Origin of the sequence: Acinetobacter sp. IK31 (assembly GCF_035615195.1) — a bacterium.
Lineage (GTDB): Bacteria > Pseudomonadota > Gammaproteobacteria > Pseudomonadales > Moraxellaceae > Acinetobacter > Acinetobacter calcoaceticus_C.
Genome location: NZ_JANBOB010000008.1, coordinates 139,592 through 160,617, shown reverse-complemented (window position 1 = coordinate 160,617; position 21,026 = coordinate 139,592). Strand labels below are relative to the sequence as shown.

20 protein-coding genes are annotated in these 21,026 nt (G+C 39.5%); 11 read left to right on the top strand and 9 right to left on the bottom strand.

Going from position 1 to position 21,026, the window contains the following annotated elements; translation table 11 throughout:
• Positions 1-91 precede the first annotated feature (91 nt).
• Genes MSG66_RS05510 through truA form a run of 4 tightly spaced genes read left to right on the top strand, consistent with a single transcriptional unit; the run spans position 92 to position 4,590 of the window.
• Positions 92-1,438, top strand: a complete 1,347-nt coding sequence (locus MSG66_RS05510; RefSeq protein WP_262473249.1) for a FimV family protein — start codon at positions 92-94, stop codon at positions 1,436-1,438.
• Positions 1,439-1,497: 59 nt separating this feature from the next.
• A complete protein-coding gene (locus tag MSG66_RS05505) occupies positions 1,498-2,751 on the top strand; it encodes a hypothetical protein (RefSeq protein ID WP_262473251.1) in 1,254 nt (417 codons plus the stop codon).
• 55 nt (positions 2,752-2,806) lie between these two features.
• Entirely contained in the window at positions 2,807-3,778 is a 972-nt protein-coding gene (locus tag MSG66_RS05500) for an asparaginase (protein ID WP_133975544.1), read from the top strand.
• A gap of 14 nt (positions 3,779-3,792) precedes the next feature.
• A complete protein-coding gene (gene truA, locus MSG66_RS05495; protein WP_324652807.1) occupies positions 3,793-4,590 on the top strand; it encodes a tRNA pseudouridine(38-40) synthase TruA in 798 nt (265 codons plus the stop codon).
• 26 nt (positions 4,591-4,616) lie between these two features.
• Here truA and MSG66_RS05490 read toward each other — a convergent pair whose 3' ends face one another.
• Positions 4,617-5,627 (bottom strand): AraC family transcriptional regulator, encoded by a 1,011-nt coding sequence (locus MSG66_RS05490; protein ID WP_324652955.1) that lies wholly within the window; start codon positions 5,625-5,627, stop codon positions 4,617-4,619.
• A 263-nt stretch (positions 5,628-5,890) separates the two neighbouring features.
• On the opposite strand from MSG66_RS05490, the gene infA reads away from it, so the two are divergent.
• Positions 5,891-6,112 (top strand): translation initiation factor IF-1, encoded by a 222-nt coding sequence (gene infA, locus MSG66_RS05485; protein ID WP_001284370.1) that lies wholly within the window; start codon positions 5,891-5,893, stop codon positions 6,110-6,112.
• Positions 6,113-6,163: 51 nt separating this feature from the next.
• Here the strand turns inward: infA and MSG66_RS05480 are convergent, their stop codons facing one another.
• Positions 6,164-6,535: a lysozyme inhibitor LprI family protein gene (locus tag MSG66_RS05480; RefSeq protein WP_004640989.1), complete on the bottom strand. Its 372-nt coding sequence runs from the start codon at positions 6,533-6,535 to the stop codon at positions 6,164-6,166.
• A 175-nt stretch (positions 6,536-6,710) separates the two neighbouring features.
• On the opposite strand from MSG66_RS05480, the gene MSG66_RS05475 reads away from it, so the two are divergent.
• Positions 6,711-7,118, top strand: coding sequence for a hypothetical protein (locus MSG66_RS05475; RefSeq protein ID WP_133975548.1), 408 nt, complete (start codon positions 6,711-6,713; stop codon positions 7,116-7,118).
• A gap of 53 nt (positions 7,119-7,171) precedes the next feature.
• Here MSG66_RS05475 and leuB read toward each other — a convergent pair whose 3' ends face one another.
• The 4 genes from leuB to leuC all read right to left on the bottom strand — a co-directional run bounded on the left by leuB (position 7,172) and on the right by leuC (position 11,072).
• Positions 7,172-8,251, bottom strand: a complete 1,080-nt coding sequence (gene leuB, locus MSG66_RS05470; RefSeq protein WP_004640985.1) for a 3-isopropylmalate dehydrogenase — start codon at positions 8,249-8,251, stop codon at positions 7,172-7,174.
• A 39-nt stretch (positions 8,252-8,290) separates the two neighbouring features.
• Positions 8,291-8,875, bottom strand: coding sequence for a hypothetical protein (locus MSG66_RS05465; protein WP_133975550.1), 585 nt, complete (start codon positions 8,873-8,875; stop codon positions 8,291-8,293).
• Positions 8,876-8,987: 112 nt separating this feature from the next.
• Positions 8,988-9,635 (bottom strand): 3-isopropylmalate dehydratase small subunit, encoded by a 648-nt coding sequence (gene leuD / locus MSG66_RS05460; protein WP_262473260.1) that lies wholly within the window; start codon positions 9,633-9,635, stop codon positions 8,988-8,990.
• An 18-nt stretch (positions 9,636-9,653) separates the two neighbouring features.
• The gene (gene leuC / locus MSG66_RS05455; protein WP_262473262.1) at positions 9,654-11,072 is read right to left on the bottom strand and encodes a 3-isopropylmalate dehydratase large subunit; all 1,419 of its coding nucleotides are present in this window, start codon (positions 11,070-11,072) and stop codon (positions 9,654-9,656) included.
• Between the two features lie 237 nt (positions 11,073-11,309).
• On the opposite strand from leuC, the gene MSG66_RS05450 reads away from it, so the two are divergent.
• Both MSG66_RS05450 and MSG66_RS05445 read left to right on the top strand, forming a co-directional pair.
• Positions 11,310-11,564 carry a DUF2061 domain-containing protein gene (locus MSG66_RS05450; RefSeq protein ID WP_171459075.1) on the top strand — a complete coding sequence of 85 codons (255 nt, stop codon included), beginning with the start codon at positions 11,310-11,312 and terminating at the stop codon, positions 11,562-11,564.
• A gap of 115 nt (positions 11,565-11,679) precedes the next feature.
• Positions 11,680-12,540 carry a LysR family transcriptional regulator gene (locus MSG66_RS05445; RefSeq protein WP_324652802.1) on the top strand — a complete coding sequence of 287 codons (861 nt, stop codon included), beginning with the start codon at positions 11,680-11,682 and terminating at the stop codon, positions 12,538-12,540.
• 7 nt (positions 12,541-12,547) lie between these two features.
• On the opposite strand, the gene MSG66_RS05440 is transcribed toward MSG66_RS05445, so the two are convergent.
• Both MSG66_RS05440 and MSG66_RS05435 read right to left on the bottom strand, forming a co-directional pair.
• Entirely contained in the window at positions 12,548-12,784 is a 237-nt protein-coding gene (locus tag MSG66_RS05440; RefSeq protein WP_324652800.1) for a hypothetical protein, read from the bottom strand.
• Positions 12,785-12,871: 87 nt separating this feature from the next.
• Positions 12,872-13,531, bottom strand: coding sequence for an HAD family hydrolase (locus MSG66_RS05435; RefSeq protein WP_252610514.1), 660 nt, complete (start codon positions 13,529-13,531; stop codon positions 12,872-12,874).
• Positions 13,532-13,713: 182 nt separating this feature from the next.
• On the opposite strand from MSG66_RS05435, the gene MSG66_RS05430 reads away from it, so the two are divergent.
• The 3 genes from MSG66_RS05430 (at position 13,714) to katG (ending at position 19,263) form a co-directional block, all read left to right on the top strand.
• Positions 13,714-14,199, top strand: coding sequence for an RNA pyrophosphohydrolase (locus tag MSG66_RS05430; RefSeq protein ID WP_042894669.1), 486 nt, complete (start codon positions 13,714-13,716; stop codon positions 14,197-14,199).
• 84 nt (positions 14,200-14,283) lie between these two features.
• Positions 14,284-16,578 carry a phosphoenolpyruvate--protein phosphotransferase gene (gene ptsP, locus MSG66_RS05425; RefSeq protein ID WP_042894667.1) on the top strand — a complete coding sequence of 765 codons (2,295 nt, stop codon included), beginning with the start codon at positions 14,284-14,286 and terminating at the stop codon, positions 16,576-16,578.
• Positions 16,579-17,106: 528 nt separating this feature from the next.
• Positions 17,107-19,263 carry a catalase/peroxidase HPI gene (gene katG / locus MSG66_RS05420; protein ID WP_324652796.1) on the top strand — a complete coding sequence of 719 codons (2,157 nt, stop codon included), beginning with the start codon at positions 17,107-17,109 and terminating at the stop codon, positions 19,261-19,263.
• A gap of 71 nt (positions 19,264-19,334) precedes the next feature.
• On the opposite strand, the gene MSG66_RS05415 is transcribed toward katG, so the two are convergent.
• Positions 19,335-20,387: an MBL fold metallo-hydrolase gene (locus tag MSG66_RS05415; protein ID WP_133975569.1), complete on the bottom strand. Its 1,053-nt coding sequence runs from the start codon at positions 20,385-20,387 to the stop codon at positions 19,335-19,337.
• Positions 20,388-21,026: the final 639 nt, after the last annotated feature.

Genomic DNA, 21,026 nt, shown 5'->3' with positions numbered 1-21,026 from the left:
GTAACTGGTTTGTGAAAAATTTACAATTTATTTACATTTCATTATTGTATAATTTTGAACGACTTTACGACTTATTAGGTCATGGATTGAGATGACTGTTTATAACAAATTAAAAATTGCCATTTTCACCATTATGTCTTCGCCTTCTATTTATGCGATTACATTAGACCCTATACAAATTCAGTCCGCGCCCGGCGATTTGTTATATGCAGAAATGAACTTCCAGCAAGCTGATCCCAATTCCACTTTGCAAGTCAGTTTAGCAACCCCCGAAGATTTAAGTGCTTTGGACGTAACTCATCAGCCGCCGGGAAATCTTAATTTTTATACACGCCAAAATGGTCAAGGTTCTGGGGTTATTGTTATTACCTCATCCCGCCCTGTTATTGATCCTGAACTCAATATTGTTGTAAAAATCAGTGAAGGCTCTGCAACTCGTTTGCAGCATATCAAAACTGTAATTAAGCCCTCTTCTATAAAAAAGACCGAAAATAACGAAAGTACTTTATCACCTCAGCTTGTCCTGAATGAAAAGGATATTGCTTTAAATCTGCCAGAAAGTACCCAATATGCTTCATTAACTTCGCCCCCAACTACAATAAACTCAAATAGTGAACAAAGTCTTAATATCAACGCTGGGACTGCCCCCGCGATAAATACGAATTCAACTCCCTCACTTAGCGAAAAATCTTCGGCTCAGGCAGCTCAACAAATTGCAATAAGTCCTACTCCTGATCAGGCGAAAACCAAAGCTCTCACTAAGTCAGATGCAAATAATTCACCAAAAACGTCGGTTAAAAATTTAGCAGTACAAAAGAAGTCTGTTTCATCCAAAAAGCTCAGTCAAAATTCTGCAAAGAAACAAACCCTAAGTTCGTCTAGAGGACCAATAACTTCAGGTAAATATGTAGTACAACACAATGAGTCTTTATGGAGCATTGCTAATCGTATTGCAGCGAAAACCAAACAGCCAGTTGCGAAAGTCATGCACGATATTCAAAAACAAAACCAGCATGCTTTTATCCAAGGTGATGTAAACCGTTTACGTCAGGGAATCGCTCTAAAACTCTCCCACACTCCTGCCACTAAAACTCAGCAAAATAAATCAAAAACAGAAATAACGCGTACTGCAAAATCACCTTCTGGCCAAGCTAAATACCGTTTGCAACAAGCAGAAATGAGTATCGTGGCTGAAAACAGCCAAAATTCTACCCATGGAAGTGCTAAAAAGAACACACAACAAAGTCAAAACAATACTGAGTTAGCAGTAAAAGTTATGACAAAAAGAGAAAAAAACGTTACATTACAAAGGAATGTAACCAAACTGAATCAAACTTTACGTTTAAAAGACCAGCGTATTCAACTTTTGAATGCACGTTTGGCAGAGTTACAACAGCAGTTACAAGCACAGCAGCAAACTCATAAGCAAAAACATTAAGTTAAAACCAGAGTTAGCTCGCTTTATATTGCAAATATTTATTTTTTAAGGGGAAAGTAATGCTATATGTGATTCCGTTCATCATATTACTCGTGGTCGCTGTTATTTTAAAAAAACGCGAGAATAGCCAGAAACAAGAGGCCACCTCCCCTAAAACGCTAAATAAAAAAACCAATAAAAAAGCAAACTCTAAATCGAGTAAAAACTCCCGTGAAAAAAGTAAAGCACATGAGGTAGAAGAAACACTTCTAGCTATTCCACAGAGCAGTCCTGTTCCAGAAGCTGTACGTCAAAAAATCCAACAGCTCATTCAAGAAAAGCAATATTCAGCCGCTGAAGCTCAAGTGAATCAGGCGTTAAAAAAAGATAATACTCAACATGAGCTTTATTTATTATTGCTTGAAGTTCATATTGCACAGAAAGATGAATTTGCCATAACGCAATTGATTAGTCATATTCGTAGCTTGACATTAAATAAAATAGTGGCTCAAGCAGAAACTAGACAAAAAGAATATGAGTCTTCAAGACAATCTGATGCCATCGATTTCCCTCAAGCTCAAACATACAAAGAACCAAAAAATACACCTGACACAACAGCTCAGTTTGACCAATTAACAACAAGTTCTTCTGAAGCTTCTTTCGATGACTTGCAGAAAGACTATACACCTGTAAAACAAGAACCTGCTGTTGAAGTTGAACCTCTAGAATTTAATTTCTCATTTGAGCAAAAAACAACAGAAATCGGTTCTGCTAAACCTGAAGATAAAATTAGCACTGAAACAGACAGTGAAACAAATGACTTAAATACTTTAGAGTTTTCATTTGATTTAGAGTCTATCCCAAATAAAGCAGAAAAGTCTTTTGAGACTACCTCTGAATTGTCTGTTGAAACAATCAAAATTGATACAACCGCTACGCCAGACATTGATCTTGATTTTAGTGATTTTTCAATAGATAAAGACACTGCTTCACAAAGCAATATCTCTCAAGAAACCGTCTTAGAAGAAAATATTCAAACTCAGCCGTTATCAATTGAAACCCTTGAGTTTTCGTTAAACCCTATAGAGTCTGAAGATAACCAACCGAATTTAAATGAATCAGAACTTAGTCTTGAAAACAACGACCCACTTGTCCAAGCTTTTCCAGAATTAAAACAGTTAGATGAAAATGAACTCGACTTACAACTTGCAGAGCAGTACATCAAGTTAGGTGCTTACCCAGCCGCTCATGCTTTGTTGGCAAGTAATGAGCAAAAATTCAACACAGAGCAACAACAACGTGCGAAAAATCTACTAAATCGCATAGCTTCTTAAAGCTGATCGTTTTACCATAAGCAGTCAAAGATGACTGCTTTTATGCCTGAAAAAGATGAAAAAAATAGCCTTATTTTATATGGGTGGTACTTTTGGTTGTGTAGGTGAACCTTTAGCGCCTATGCCTTATGACCAGTTTTTGCCTCAACTTGAGAAAGTTATACCGCCTCACTTAACGGTTGACTGTTTTGCTGCACCCAATATTGTAGATAGCAGCGCTTGTACAGCGCCTGATTGGCTACGTCTTATTCAACGTATACAACAGCTCCAACTCGAAGGCTATCAGCACTTCGTCGTTATTCATGGTACAGATACACTCAGTTATGCTTCTGCGACTCTAGCTCGTTTTTTAGGACAGAGTTGTCATGTGGTTATTACTGGCAGTCAATATCCTCTTCTTAACATTCAAGGAGATAATACCCGTGAGTTTACTGATGCAATTGATAATTTATATCTTGCATTAGAGCAGGCGATTAGCTTACCAGTGGGTACTTACCTTGCTTTTCATCATCAAGTATTTCATGCACAAACTGTGTTAAAGACACATACGACTGAACTTGACGCTTTTTCCGGCCTTAAAGCTGAGTCTGAATTTACACCTCAGCAAAATAGGCTGATTGTGCAAGATACGCAAATCGAGCGTGCAGCATCTTTTCAAATTTTGAATTGGATGATGCAACCTATCGCGACTACTCAACTTGTTCAGCAATTACGAAACTTACTGCCAGCCCCACCTCAATTTTTAGTATTACAGGGTTTTGGTACTGGAAACATAGCCGTTAATCAAGAGTTACTAGCAACATTAGATGAGCTCTATACACATGGCTGCGTTCCAGTTCTTACCACTCAGGTTACCTTTGGTGGTATTGATCAACGCTATGCGATTAGTGAGTGGACCAAAACTGCAAAAATTGTCATTAGTGATGCACATAGTCATGCAGATCTCTATGCAAAAGCACTTCAAATCTATTTAAAATACTCAACCCCAGAACAGTGGCTCAGCCATTGGAACGAAAACTTGCATTAAATAGAGGTAAAGCTATGCAACGTTATGCAGTCGGTATTGAATTTAGCGGAGTTCAATATCGAGGTTGGCAAACACAACAGCCAGGCGTTGCCAGCGTACAAGAAACCATTGAACGTGTGCTTAGCAAAGTCGCAAATGAACCTATAGCACTTCATGGTGCTGGTCGTACCGATGCAGGCGTACATGCGACAAATATGGTGGCACACTTCGATACGAATGCCATTCGTCCAGAAACGGGATGGTTAAGAGGAGCAAACAGCCAGCTACCTAAAGATATCTCCATTCAGTGGATTAAACTGATGGATGAAAGTTTTCATGCCCGCTTTAAAGCGACTGCTCGACGTTACCGCTATATTATATATAACACGCCTCATCGGCCTGCACTATTACATAAACAGGTTACTCACATTTATCAACAGTTAGATGTGAAAAAGATGATTGAAGCAGCTAGCAAATTTGAAGGGACTCATAACTTTGAAAGCTTCCGCGCAGCAGCCTGCCAGTCAAATCAGCCTGTTCGACATGTAAAACATTGCCGTTTATTTGAATATGGGCGCTATTTGGTTCTAGACATTCAAGCAGATGGCTTTTTACACCATATGGTTCGCAATATTGTTGGATGTTTACTCGAAATTGGTCAAGGCATGTATGAAGTTGACCATATCGATGCAATGTTTGCTGCACAAGATCGTAAGGCGGCAGGAGTCACTGCGCCACCAGATGGTCTTTATTTTATTCAGTGTAACTATCCTGAGCAATTTGATTTGCCACAGCCACCACTTGGCCCACATTGGCTAAACTTACCTGAGTAAGCTTAGCCTGCTCGACTTATACTTATCTAGCGATGCTGTTTACGTTTCCGGTATTCAACTGGTGTCTCATTTGTCCAGCGTTTGAATGCCCGATAGAACGTACTTGGTTCAGAGAAGCCCGTTAAATATACAATACGTTCAACACTCTCACTGGTATTGGCCAAAAGCTTTTTAGCCAAACGGCAACGATAGTCAGAAAGTATTTGCTGAAAACTGGTATTGGCTTCGCTTAGCTGAGTACGTAAGCGGCGCGGTGTAATATTTAACTGAGCTGCAACTGTCTCTAAAGTTGTTTCTCCGCTTTCCAGCGTTGAACCAATTGCTCTACGAACTTCACCCACCAAATCATAACGCGCTAATTCTTGTAGTTTTTCAATCGCAAGCTGCTCATGCAATTGCAATAACTCAGGCTCTGCTTGCCAAAGCTGAAAATCTAGAATAGCTGGATCAAAATATAAACGCGTTTCTTTTTGACCTAAACTGACCGGACAACCATATACGCGGAAATACTCATCCGCGGCTGCGCCTTCGTTGAAGTTAAAATCGATAAAAATCGGGTGAAATTGACCTTCGGTAATAAACTTAAAAAATCTAAGGATGCCCGAAATTGCACATTCAGAGAAATGTCGATTAACAAGATTATCAGCACCGGTCTGTTCGCCATTGGTTAAATAACAGCGCCCTTCTTCAATCACCAGTTTCGCATCGAATGCATCACTAATGAGGCGCTGATAAGCCAAAGCCCGCTTTAGGCCTTCACCAAAGGTATCACTACTAATAAATAGATGTTCAATGACCTGACCACGATACAAAGGCAAATGCTCGCCTAAATGCAGACCGATATCTGGATCTTTACTGACTTCCTGAGCAGCAGTCCAAAAGGCGTACTGTGCACTTAACGGTGTACGTGCATTTGTATCAACCTGATTTAAAGCAACTCCCGCTTTGGTTAATATTTCTTCTGTTGGCAATCCCGCACGACGAATCGCTTGATAGCCAAAGCGTAATACAACTGATGCATCTGTTAGCTGACCCACGCAGTGCCCTTCCATGTAGATACTTCATTGATATTTAGGGCCGTTGACTTTTACGCAATTAACAGTCCCTAATAACTATGATTTTAGATTAGCGTTGATTGACCGAACTGACAACAGAATTACACTTCTTTTGTGAAAAAAATTACATCTTTTTTTATTAGTCATACTTTAACCAGATGCTTGAGTAGAAGTATGTCTATCTTGTTTTTTTTAAATAAATTGACTATAATTTGCGCCTTCCCAATTTGATCATCAGGTAGGCTATGGCCAATAAAGAGGAACTCATTGAGTTCGAAGGCGTTGTCACCGAAACGCTTCCTAATACGATGTTCCGTGTACGTCTTGAAAACGGTCACGAAGTTATTGCACACATTTCTGGTAAAATGCGTAAACACTATATTCGTATTCTTACTGGCGACAGTGTAAAAGTCGAAATGACACCATATGACTTGACTAAAGGTCGTATTACGTACCGTGCTCGCTAATTAGTGAATGCAAAAAAGCCACTTCATAATGTGGCTTTTTTATTGCGTCATTTATTCACTTAAGCGACTGGTTTTACATCCTACCGTTTGGCATTCACGCAACCTTTCTTGCAGCCAATGGTTTCTTTCCTGCGTTGTCTGTAAACGACATTGCACGTCTACGCTATTCCTATTTGAATCTGTACACTCAGCATCACGTTGACGTATCCATGCGAGCTGAGATTTCTTAAGAATATTTTTTTGCGCGGTATTTAACTTTACTCGCAATGCTTGATAATTCTTATTCAGGTCTGCATCTGCACTCGCATAAATTTTATTTGTACAATAAATATCATCATAAGTATTACGGGCACTATCACAGTTATCAGCGTAGACGACAGTCATTCCTAAACTGCATAAAAATGCAAAAGCAATTTTTCTCATACTTTTCTTCCTTAAGTTTTCTATGAAATTATTATTAGAACGGTTTGAATATAAGGATAAGTCTAAAGATAAGTTCACCTTTCATTTATCATAATCTTCCTTTTTTACTTTACAAGTATTCAAATCCAACCTATTGTTCTTTAATAACAAATATAATTTTTTTATTGAGATAAAAATGAATATAGATACCCGATATCAAATTGGCCTACTTTGTTTAATCATGATGAATGTGAACGGTTGCACTAGCCATCCACACCAATCTGTAAATTTACAAGAATATTTAAAAGGGTTTCTCGGTAAACCTGCCGCAACCATTCAACAAGATCTAAATCTAAGAAGTCTTGGTTTTCAGGTATTAAAAACACCACAAAAAACGCAAGATCAGCTGATTTATACCATTCTACGACCGATAAATATCCCAATTCCTATGGTGAGTAATGTCGATATGAGAGGTAATTCGGTCGCTATACAGTCAGGTAATCTTGGTGGTAATTCTTACGATGTGAATTTCAACTGCAAAGTTATTTTTCAGCTTAAGAATAATATTGCACAGTCTATTCAATATGAAGGTAAAGCTTGCTAAAACATAGGCATAAAAAAACGCAGCGTTGAGCTGCGTTTTTTTATAAGAAACTTTTAAGCAAGAGCAGCGACAACTGCCTCACCCATCTCGGCTGTACCCACTTTTGTCATACCTTCAGACATAATATCTGCTGTACGCAAGCCTTGATCAAGTACTTGACCTACCGCATCTTCAATTGCTTTTGCGGCAGCTTCTTCACGGAATGTATAGCGAAGCATCATTGCAACCGAAAGAATAGTTGCTAATGGATTCGCCACATTTTGACCTGCAATGTCAGGTGCAGAACCATGACAAGGTTCATACATGCCTTTGCCATTTTCATCTAAAGAAGCTGATGGCAACATGCCGATTGAGCCTGTAAGCATTGCCGCTTCATCAGATAAGATATCGCCAAACAAGTTACCAGTTACGATCACGTCAAACTGTTTTGGTGCACGTACAAGCTGCATTGCAGCATTGTCGACATACATATGAGAAAGCTGAATGTTTGAATAACTCGCTTGCTGCAAATCAGTAACGGTTTGCTTCCAAAGTTCTGTTACTTCTAAAACGTTCGCTTTATCGACTGAACAGACTTTACCACCACGTAATCCTGCAAGTTCAAAAGCAACTTTTGCAATGCGCTTAATTTCACTTTCAGAATAAACGTCAGTGTTATAGCCTTGTTTTTCGCCGTTTTCGAGTTCACGGATACCACGTGGCTGGCCAAAATAGATACCGCCAGTAAGCTCACGAACAATCAGAATATCTAAACCAGCAACAATTTCAGGTTTTAAGCTAGAAGCATCTGCTAATTGCGGATATAAAATCGCTGGGCGTAAGTTAGCAAACAAGTTGAGTTCACTACGAATTTTTAAAAGACCACGTTCAGGACGAATAGAACGCTCGATCGCATCCCATTTTGGTCCGCCTACTGCACCCAGTAAAATTGCATCAGCTTTTTTTGCCTGTTCACTCGTTACAGCTGGATACGGTTCGCCATGTGCATCAATTGCAGCACCGCCCAATAGGCCATGTTCCCAAGTCAATGATAAATTAAATTTTTCATTTACTGTATTTAATACTTTTTCTGCTGCCCCAACAATTTCAGGACCAATACCATCACCAGCTAAAATTAAAATCTGTTTAGACATGAACTTTTTCCATTTTCCAAAAAACAAGCAGTGTTATGACTACCGCGGTGTTAGTTTTTTCTGTTCAAGGAACTCGCCTAGCCCTGTTGTTACATCAAATGGTCGACAAAAACGGCGAATCACACGCTCATCTTGCTCTAAATCGACACATAATGGATCTGGCACAGAAACATTCAGCAAACTACCCGAACGGTTAGTTTTGTCTCGGTACATTTTAAATGTATAGCGATGGTTGGCATTAAACTGGTGAATCACATGGATTGTTTCGGCCCGATCTGGAGAAATCGGATAGAAACGGATCACCACTTCATATTGTTTCGCAGGCACAGATAAATATAAACTGTTGGTTTGGCTAAGCACTGAACCGTGCAACCGTACAATTCCTTGATGAATTGCCTGATTACTAATTCGTCGTGTTTGTGCATCCACTACAGTAATATCATTGAGTCGTTCAAATTCACAACTCTTCGCGCCCGAACAATATATTGCTGCATTCTGCCCCAAATTTTCTTGTTCAGCCTGCTTAATACGGACAGTATCCACTACATTGTATGTGCTCTGACAAGCACTGAGTGTTATTGCGCACAGGCTCAACAAAAAGCTATGAGTAACGTTCCTCTTCATTGTTCAAGCCCAATCCTCATCTAGTGCATAATTTTAAGGTGTTTTTATGCTTTAGCATGTTAGCAAGAGTTTGAACGCTACGCCATGGCTATGTTTAAAATGTACCAAAAGGTTAATTTAACTCTTGGAATACCCAAGGACGAACCTGTTTAGTTTTTTCTTCATAAGCGCGAATTGCATCCGCATTTTGAAGCGTTAAACCAATATCATCCAAGCCATTTAACAAGCAATGCTTGCGAAATGGGTCAACTTCAAATTTAAAAGCTTCACCTGCTGGAGTACGCACTTCCTGAGCTGCTAAATCAATTGTTAATTGATATCCTTCATTGGCAGCACATTCTTTAAATAACTGATCAACAATTTCTTCTGACAAAATGACAGGTAACATGCCATTTTTAAAGCAGTTATTAAAGAAAATATCAGCAAAGCTTGGCGCAATAACAGTACGAAAACCATATTCATTTAATGCCCAAGGCGCATGCTCACGACTTGAACCGCAACCAAAGTTAGTACGAGCAATTAAAACATTTGCTCCTTGATAACGTGGCTGGTTCAAAACAAAATCCGGATTTTTTGGACGTACTGAATTATCTTGTCCCGGATAACCTTCATCTAAATAACGAAGCTCATCAAATAAGTTATCGCCAAAACCGGTACGTTTGATTGATTTCAAAAACTGTTTTGGAATAATTAAATCTGTATCAACATTGGCACGATCTAATGGTGCAACGATACCTTGTTCAACTGTATAAGCTTTCATGGTTTGCTCCAGACCGAATTAAAATGAACGAACATCAACAAAGTGACCTGCGATTGCAGCCGCTGCCGCCATTGCTGGGCTCACCAAGTGAGTGCGACCACCATTGCCTTGACGACCTTCAAAGTTACGGTTAGACGTCGATGCACAGTGTTCACCTGGTTGTAATTTATCTGCATTCATTGCTAAACACATTGAACAACCTGGTTCACGCCATTCAAAACCAGCTTCTAAGAAGATTTTATCCAAGCCTTCTTTTTCTGCCTGTTGCTTAACTAAACCTGAACCCGGAACAATCATGGCTTGCTTAATGCTAGACGCCACTTTACGGCCTTTAACTACCTCAGCCGCAGCACGGATATCTTCAATACGAGAGTTAGTGCAAGAACCAATAAAGACACGGTCAAGTTGAATATCAGCTAATGCTTGACCTGCATTTAAGCCCATATATTGATAAGCACGTGTCCAGTCATTGCGTTGAACATCATCTTTTGCTTGTTCTAAGGTTGGTACAGCTTCAGTGACCGGAATAACCATCTCAGGTGAAGTTCCCCAAGACACTTGTGGTTCGATCTCTGCACCATTTAATTCAACGACTGCATCAAAAACAGCATCTTCATCTGAATGCAAAGTGTCCCAGTAAGCAACTGCTTGTTCCCATTGCTCGCCTTTTGGTGCATAGCTACGGCCTTTCACGTATTCAACGGTTTTGTCATCGACAGCAACCATGCCTACACGAGCACCTGCTTCAATCGCCATGTTACATACCGTCATACGCCCTTCAATCGACATATCACGGAACACCTGACCACCAAATTCAATCGCGTAACCCGTACCACCTGCGGTACCAATTTTAGCAATAATTGCCAACACCACATCTTTTGGTGTTACACCTTTGCCTAGCACGCCATCTACACGGATTAACATATTTTTAGATTTTTTCTGAATCAAACATTGTGTGGCTAAAACATGTTCAACTTCAGATGTTCCAATACCATGTGCCAAGCAACCAAAAGCACCGTGTGTTGCTGTATGTGAATCACCACACACCACGGTCATGCCGGGTAAAGTTAAGCCCTGTTCAGGTCCAACGACATGCACAATCCCCTGACGGATATCGTTAATATTAAATTCAACAATATTAAAGGCTTTACAATTGTCATCTAAGGTTTGAACCTGAATACGAGACGTCTCATCTTCAATACCCGCGATGCCTTGCTCACGTTCCTTTTTAGATGTTGGAACGTTATGGTCTGGTGTAGCAACGTTTGCACTTAAACGCCATGGTTGACGACCCGCAAGTTGCAAACCTTCAAATGCTTGTGGACTAGTCACTTCATGCAATAAATGACGGTCAATATAAAGTAAACATGAGCCATCATCACGCTGTGAAACAACGTGGTCATCCCACAATTTGTCATATAAAGTTTTGCCTGCCATGTCGTCTTGCTCCATTGGACTGGGTAATTCTAATCTTTCTTCGATTATAGCCAGAGTTTTACATAAATCTAATTTATCATTTTTATAAATTAGAAAACTTTTTAGAATGAATCATAATCCCTTCCATACACATCAAATTTAATAAATCGTTTTTGTTAATGATTATCATTTGCATAATCAATTTTTAATCTTATACTCTAAACTCTATACTAAAAATATCAAAAGTGGCTAAAGAGAATGATCATGGCTAAAATCCAAAAATTTGTTATCAATAATCAACGTACTTTAAAGAAAACATTCAGCTATTACATTATGCATATTAGTGTAGCAATGCTAGTTGCTTATCTAGTCACAGGTAACCTATGGATGGCTTTAACATTAAGTATGCTCGAACCAACCGTACAAGCATTTGCGTTTTTCTTTCATGAAAAAGTATGGGCTGCTAAAGATCGTCGCATTTCAGCTTTAGCAAAGGAAGAAACAACAGCTTAGGCTAAGATTAGTGCGGTAATTCACAACTTTCTAACTCGTTTCGCTGCAAGCATGATACGATTTTGGCTTGGCAACTTTAGCCCCTCGATTTTTCTATTCCAAGTTGAGTTGTATTATGAATCTTGCAGCCTTTGAAGCTTTTGTAAAAGTTATGGAAACAGGGTCTATCTCTGTGGCAGCAGATCAACTATTCATTACTCAACCGGCTGTAACCAAACGGATTCACAGTTTAGAAGAATATTTTGGTGTAAAACTATTTGAGTCGGCAGGCCGTGGGGTTCAAGCAACTCATGCTGCTCATTCACTATTACCCAAAGTTAAAAACTGGCTAAATGAGCTTGGCGATATCCATCACACTCTCAGCCATGAACAAACTCAGATACAAGGTCGTTTAAAAATTGGAACGAGTCATCACATTGGCTTGCATCATTTACCCGCGCCCCTTAAACACTTTGTTCAACAATTTCCGCAAGTGACTTTAGATGTGCATTTTGTTGACTCAGAGCAAGCGCACGAAAAAGTACTCGCTGGTGATTTAGAATTAGCATTTTTAACACTTCCCCCTTCAGGTGATGATCGCCTTAACTACATTACCATCTGGAATGACCCTTTAGTTTTTGTTGCTGCCCCTTTTCATCCACTGGCACAAAAAACGAATCTGACCTTACAAGACCTCATTGAATACCCAAGCTTGTTACCCGCCGCACAAACTTACACTGCTCAAATCACTTTAGCCGAGTTTGAAAAACAAGGGCTTAAACCTAAAATCACCATGAGCAATAACCCGCTTGAGTCTATTCGTATGCTGGTGTCTATTGGTTTAGGTTGGTCAGTTTTGCCAAAAACTTTACTGAATCAAGATATGCAGCAGCTTGATTTAGATGTAGAAATGAATCGTCAGTTAGGCATGGTATGGCATCCTGCACGTACTCAATCTAGAGCTATGCAAGAACTGATTAAAATGATGCAGGAATAACTACTAATTAATGACTATATTTTTTAAAAAGGATATAAATCAGAACAGCAAAAGGTAGCAGTAAAAACAGTACGCCCCAACTAAAACAGATAGCAGCAAATATAATTGCGCCAAAGGCGCTCATAAAAAATAAAATAATAATATAAATTAACAGCTCACCCAAAAGAACAGTGAGTAGCTGATCTATGAGCTCATGAAAAAAACCATTGCCTCTTTTAATTTTAATACGGTTGCTTTTAGCCATTATCGTTTTTCTTCTCGTAGTTTTAATTTAACTAAAGGATACCACCAACTTTGAACTGGCATCCTATTAGATTTATAATGGTTCAAATTATGATGAGCTAAGCGACCAGTCCTGAATGTCCCAATTATTTTCCTGAGCCAGTTTTTCAAGACGATCATCAGGGTTTACCGCAATCGCGTGAGTTGCATATTCAAGCAAAAAGCGATCGTTGATTGAATCTGAATAAGCCCAAGACTCAGACACGCTACGACCTTCCAACCACCCATCTAGACGTGCAAGTTTGCCCTTTTGATAACACGCTAAACCAGCAACTTTACCTGTATACTTCCCATCAGCGACTTCAGCATTGGTTGCCAAAATTTCAGTAATACCAAATTCACGAAAAATCGGCGCAGTAATAAAATCACTTGTTGCAGTAATCCCGACAATCGTATGTCCTAAGTCCTGATGTTTTTTGATGGCATCAAAACCTTTTGGACGCATTTGTGGGCGAATCACTTTTTGCATGAACAACTGGTGAAGTTCAGTTAAGTAATTATTGTCGTGCTTTGTTAAAAATCCAAAGACAAATTCATTATAAGCATAGGGGTCAAGTTGCCCTGCTTTGTAATCTTCATAAAATTTATCATTCATCTGACGATGATGAACCGGATCAACCAAACCTTCATTGACTAAAAATTCACCCCAAGAATGGTCTGAATCGGTATTTAACAAGGTGTGGTCTAAATCAAACAACGCCAGTTTCATGAAAATTCTCGTTTAAACTGAAATTTAAGAAAAAAAATGTAAATCTATCTCCGCTAGTCGATAGAAATTCGTTAAGATCGTAGCAATTTAAACATTTTACTTTGATCTTTTCGAGCTGGACATAAAAAAGTGTTTGTCCCCGCGATTAAAGTCAACGATATAGACAATATTTAGGTAGCCAAATGATCGATTCAGAAGGTTTCCGACCGAACGTCGGGATCATTTTGGCAAACGATGATGGACAGGTTTTATGGGCAAAGCGCATTGGTCACAATGCTTGGCAATTTCCACAAGGAGGCATTCAGTTTGGAGAAACCCCTGAACAGGCACTTTTTCGAGAACTGAGAGAAGAAATCGGCTTATTGCCCGAACATGTCCAGATTATTGCGCAAACCAAAGGTTGGTTGCGTTATCGTTTGCCACATCGTTACATTCGGTCAGACTCTGACCCCGTATGTATCGGACAGAAACAAAAATGGTTTTTACTGAAATTAAATGCGTCTGCAAAAAATATTCAGTTAAACCTCTCCGACCCGCCCGAATTCGATGAATGGCAGTGGGTCAGCTATTGGTATCCTCTTGGACAAGTGGTGAACTTCAAGCGTGACGTTTATCGTAAAGCCATGGTGGAGTTGTGTACACAGTTGCCGATGCAACAATTACCCTAAAAATCATTTATCTAGCAAATGATTTTTATTAAAAGTGCTGTTATAAATACATTCATAGTCTAAAAAATACTGGAGTATACATCCATGTCAAACATGCAACTCGACACTCTACGGCGCATTGTCCAAGAAGTAAATGCGTCCGTCAGTTTGCATGAATCACTAGACATTATGGTCAATCAGGTTGCTGAGGCCATGAAAGTGGATGTTTGTTCTATTTATTTACTCGATGAACGAAATCAGCGCTATGTATTAATGGCCTCAAAAGGCTTGAATCCAGAGTCAGTAGGCCATGTTTCCCTACAATTAGGCGAAGGCTTGGTCGGTCTGGTAGGGCAACGCGAAGAAATTGTTAACCTTGACAATGCACCAAAACATGAGCGTTTCTTGTATTTACCAGAAACAGGTGAAGAAATTTACAACTCATTCCTTGGCGTACCTGTCATGTATCGCCGTAAGGTTATGGGCGTTTTAGTTGTACAAAACAAACTTCCTCAAGATTTTAGCGAAGCCGCCGAGTCGTTTTTAGTCACGCTGTGTGCACAACTTTCAGGTGTTATTGCGCATGCCCATGCGGTCGGCAATATTGATGTTTTTCGCAAACCAAGCAATGGCCCAGCCTATAAAACCTTTCAGGGTGTTTCAGGTGCAGGTGGCGTCGCTTTAGGTCGAGCTATTATTTTATATCCTCCTGCCGACTTAGGTTCAGTACCTGACCGTGAAGCTGAAGATATTAGTGATGAGCTTCGAATTTTAGATCAAGCCATTTCATCAGTTCGCTTAGAGATTCGTTCTTTAGATGAAAAAATGCATGATTCATTAATGGCAGAAGAACGCGCCCTATTCAGCGTTTTCTTAAGAATGCTTGATGAAAATGCATTACCAGCCGAAATTAAAGAACTTATTCGCGATGGACATTGGGCCCAAGGGGCTGTTCGCCGTGTGATTGAAAAGCACACTGCTTTATTTTCACAAATGGAAGATGACTACTTACGTGAGCGAGTTTCTGATCTTAAAGATTTAGGCCGCCGTATTTTAGCGTCTTTGCAGAAAGAAGATTCTAGCCACCGCGAGCTTAGCCCAGACAGTATTTTAATTGGTGAAGAAATCAGTACGGCTGCGTTAGTTGAACTACCAGTTGATAATATTGCTGCCATTGTTACATCCGAAGGTGCAGCCAATTCACATATGGTGATTGTGGCTCGGGCACTAGGAATTCCAACTGTGGTTGGCGTAACTGAACTACCAGTTAACACGCTTGATGATGCAGAAATGATTGTGGATGCCTATCAAGGTCGTATTTTTGTCAATCCTCCACGCCGTTTACGCCAACGCTATAAAGAAATTCAAAAAGAAGATGAGCAGATCGCAAAAGATCTCAAACAATACGAGACAAGAGAAGCGATTACTCCAGATGGTGTATCTGTTCCACTTTATGTAAACACAGGCCTTATGATTGATGTGGTTCGCGGTGTACAACGCGGAGCTCAAGGCGTTGGTCTATATCGAAGTGAAATTCCATTTATGCTACGGGAACGTTTCCCGGGTGAAGAAGAACAACGCGCAATCTATCGTCAACAATTGAGTCATTTTGCCAATAAACCTGTGGTGATGCGAACTCTGGATATTGGTGCCGATAAAGATCTTCCTTATTTTAGTATTGAAGAAGAAAATTCGGCATTAGGATGGCGTGGTATTCGTTTCACACTCGATCATCCCGAGATTTTTTCGTCACAAATTCGTGCAATGCTCAAAGCAAGTATTGGTTTAAATAATTTGCATATTTTATTGCCAATGGTCACTACAGTAAGTGAAGTCGAAGAAGTACTTTATTTACTTGAGCGTGACTGGATTGCAGTGCAAGAAGAAGAACAAGTTAAAATTAACAAGCCAAAAATCGGAATTATGGTTGAGGTGCCAAGCGTACTGCTACAAATTGATGAGTTTGCTGAACTCGTCGATTTCTTTTCGGTTGGTTCAAACGATTTAACACAATACTTACTTGCAGTTGACCGCAATAATCCACATGTAGCAAACGTTTATTCACACTTTCATCCGTCAATACTTCGTGCATTAAGCCGTCTGGTTAAAGAATGCCATGAATACAAAAAACCGGTCAGTATTTGTGGTGAAATGGCAGGTGATCCATTATCTGCCATTTTGCTCATGGCGATGGGTTTCAACACCCTTTCAATGAGTTCGAGTAACATTTTGCGAGTACGAAAAGCAATTTGTCATGTGCCAATGACAGACGCACAAAAATTACTTGAGGATGTAATGAAAATGAATAATCCTCTCATTGTAAAAAGCTGGCTTGAGTACTATTTTAAAACTCACGGTTTAGCAGATATGGTCAAATCAAATCGAATCGTAAATGTTTAATATATAAAAAAGAAAGGAGAGCAATGCTCTCCTTTCTTTTTTTCAATAGCTTCTAAAATTATAGTCAAATATAAAAACTTTCTTTTCACTCTCACTTGCACCCTACTTTTTCAAACAAAACCTCAATCGGTTTTTTAAATCAATATTGACAATTTAATCCATTTGAAAAATAAGGACTCTACTTTTACTATGTTTAAAGAGCGTTATTAAAAGATCTTACGTTGTTCCAGCAATTGAAGAGGTAATTCTATGCATCATTATTTACAACCTTCAGCTTATTTTTCCTTTTGTTTTTTAACCTTCATCCAGTAAATTGGAGGAATAACAATTAAAGGAATCTGATGCATTATTGAATAAAAATGATGGGCCAACATCTTAGTGAAAAGAATTTTTTAAACGGTTTCTCTCACCATTTGTTTACTCATTTTTTTATTTGATAAACATGAGTTTTTAACCCAGAAGTCCAGGAAAATGAGCCCTACTACTTTATCAAGAGCTCAATAATTATTACCCAGAGAGAATATAACCATGTCAGACGAATCAAAATGTCCTTTTTCAGGTCATACCTCAAAACCACAAGTAACAGTCGGTGGTGGAACGCCTAGTTTACATTGGTGGCCAAAACAATTACGCGTTGACTTACTCAATCAGCATTCAGAACGTTCTAATCCACTCGGTAAAGATTTTGATTACCGTAAAGAATTTAACAAACTCGACTACTATGCCCTCAAAGCGGATATCAAAAATGTATTAACCGATTCTCAAGATTGGTGGCCAGCCGATTGGGGAAATTACACAGGCTTATTTATTCGATTAGCATGGCATGCTGCCGGTACATATCGTATGGGCGATGGCCGCGGTGGTGCTGGTCGCGGTCAACAACGTTTTGCACCATTAAATAGTTGGCCTGACAATGCGAGCTTAGATAAAGCACGCCGTTTGCTATGGCCAGTTAAACAAAAATACGGTCAAAAAATATCGTGGGCAGATTTATTTATTCTTGCCGGTAACATTGCGCTTGAGTCTTCTGGTTTCCGTACCTTTGGTTTTGGTGCAGGTCGTGAAGATGTCTGGGAACCAGACAACGATGTAAACTGGGGCGATGAAAAAGAATGGTTAGCTCATCGAAACTCTGAAGCCTTGGAAGGCAGCAACCTCGCTGCAACCGAAATGGGGCTAATTTATGTGAACCCTGAAGGCCCACAAGCCAGTGGTGACCCAAAATCAGCGGCACCATTTATTCGTGCGACTTTCGGCAACATGGCAATGGATGACGAAGAAATTGTTGCATTGATTGCAGGCGGTCATACTTTAGGTAAAACCCATGGTGCTGGCTCTGCGGACCATGTGCAGGCTGATCCGGAAGGCGCGCCAATTGAACAAATGGGCTTTGGCTGGTCAAATAGCTTTGGTACAGGTGTTGGTAAAGACGCCATCACTTCAGGTTTAGAAGTAATTTGGTCTCAGACTCCAACACAATGGAGCAATTACTTCTTTGAAAACCTATTCAAATACGAGTGGGTACAAGAACGTTCACCTGCTGGTGCAATTCAATGGGTAGCAGCAGATGCTGAAGCGATCATCCCCGATCCTTTTGACCCATCAATTAAACGTAAGCCAACGATGCTCACTACAGATTTGACCTTACGTTTTGATCCTGAGTTTGAAAAGATCTCTCGTCGCTTCCATAACGACCCACAAGCTTTCGCCAATGCTTTTGCCCGTGCATGGTTTAAATTAACTCACCGTGATATGGGGCCAAAAGCACGTTATTTAGGTCCAGAAGTTCCTGCTGAAGATTTAATTTGGCAAGATCCATTACCTGCTGCTAGCACTACCCCATCTTCTGCCAGCATTGCTGATGCAAAAGCAAAAATTGTTGCATTGGGACTATCTGCTGGCGAGTTGGTTTCTTTGGGTTGGGCTTCAGCGTCAACTTTCCGTGGTGGGGACAAGCGTGGTGGTGCAAACGGCGCCCGTATTGCTTTATCACCGCAACGTGATTGGGAAGTGAACCAAAAAGCGGTTGAGACTTTAACTAAAATTGAAGAGATCAAAGCATCAACTCAACTGTCATTGGCTGATTTAATTGTGCTAGCAGGTAACCTTGGTGTAGAGCAAGCTGCTCAGGCGGCAGGTTTCAACATTAGCATTCCATTTGCCTCTGGTCGTGTTGATGCGTTACAAAGTCAAACTGATGTCGAATCTTTCCAATTACTCCTCGGCCTTGCCGATGGTTTTAGAAATTGGAAAAAAGAAGGAATCAATGCAGCAACTGAAGCATTGTTAATTGATAAAGCACAACAACTGACTTTAACTGCACCAGAGTTAACTGCATTGATTGGTGGTTTACGTGTACTAGATACCAACTGGGATGGTTCGCAACACGGCGTATTCACTCATCAGGTCAGCGTACTCAGCACAGACTTCTTTACGAACTTACTCGACATGTCTACGGTATGGGCACCTGTTGATTCATCAGGTGAAGTATTTGAAGGCAAAGACCGTAAAACAGGCACAGTAAAATTTACTGCAACACGTAATGATTTAGTCTTCGGTTCAAACTCAATCTTGCGTGCACTGATAGAAGTTTATGCTCAGGCAGATGGTAAAGAAAAATTTGTTCAAGACTTCGTAGCGGCATGGACTAAAGTCATGAATCTTGACCGTTTTGACTTAGCATAATTTAAGCCAAAATAATAAAAGCCAGTTCAAATTGAACTGGCTTTTTTACTTAAATATAAAATGATGTACTTTTACACGGTCAATTTATGCCCTTCGCGAATGCAATAAAAAGGACTCGCAAGTTTCGATGACGCTTTAATTGCTTGCATTAAAGCATGTTCAGGATCTTCTCTGTCTTCGTCGGTCAACTGGAAAGTTCGATAATGAATTGCAACAGAACGATGAGCTTGCAAATCTAAATGTGCATGCACAGCATCTTGAGGGTTCATGTGAACATAACTCATTAACTTGCGAGGTTCATAAGCGCCGATTGGAAGTAAAGCAACACGTGGCGCGCCATAACGTGCATGGATTTGTTTAAAATGCCCCGCATAACCGGTGTCCCCTGCAAAGAAACAATGACCAGTTTTAGCCACAACAGAAAAGCCTCCCCACAGTGCTTTATTCTGGTCGCGTAGACCACGCCCAGAGCCATGCTGTGCAGGTGTATAGATTATTCTTAATTCGTGATAAGGAATTTCTTGCCACCAATCCATCTCAATTACATGAAACTCTTTGGGTAAATAAAAGCCATTTCCGAGTCCCGTGTAAATCGGCATTGCGAATTTTTTATGTAACCACTCAAGCGTAGCCAAATCCATATGATCATAGTGATTATGGCTGAGTAGAACACCATGAATAACCGGTAATTGTTCTAACGCAAAACCTGCAGGACACACACGACGAGGTCCACGCCCCTGTGAAGGGCTTGCATAATCACACCATACCGGATCGGTAATAAAGTTATAAGGTCCGATCTGAATCAATACTGTTGCATGCCCAACAAACCAAACTTGCCAATCATCTAAATCTGCCTGAGGTCGATTTTGAGGTAATGCCACAGCAGTGTTTACACGCGTATCATATTCATTTTGAATATCGACTTTCCATGTAAAAGACTCACGAGTGGCTAACCAACGCAATAACTCTTTTGAGCCACGAGCGGGCAATTTAGGTTGTTGGTTATAAAAACGTGTATCAGATTCATGCCCTGACTCGGGATGATAAAAAGGAGGTTTTATCCATGTATGCGTCCAACAGGACTGAGTCGGCAATTGATATGTTAATGTCGGCTTGTCTTTCATGGGCTTTTCTATGTTTTAGCATCTGCAGAATGGATGTGTTCAGGTTTCTATCTTAACAATTAAAACAAATTAAGCTATGGCACTTGCACTTATTTATCATATAAATATCCCTTTTATTGTGGTCACAGCCAACATAAGTTGAATTAGATTGCCATAAAAAATACATGGATGTGTTGGGTTTATGCGTCGATAATTACCATTCTTAATAAGAGCACTTGTATAACATAACAATAATTAGTCACATGAAATTATCAGAGATTTAGTCGTTTTTGCCTTGATAGGCCTTACTTTCCCCCCTTCACATGCTTTGACAGACTATAAAACAAAATATTTAGTAACATTTAAAGTTAATTCATTCTGACAGAATTTATATTTTATAATCTTAATTTACTCTTCTTTATTTTTGCATAATATGAGAATCACCCATATTAATATTTAAAACATTTAAATATTTCTTTGATTAATTAAAAATAATGTACTTAACCTCTCATAATTAATATATTTTATGAATTACTAGAACTTATATTTATATATTAAATATTTAATGAAAATTAAAATTCCATTTATTTTATAAATACCTAAAGCACCTTCACGCTATATCCTTTTATGCTTTATACTTCACACAAATCATAGTAAGAC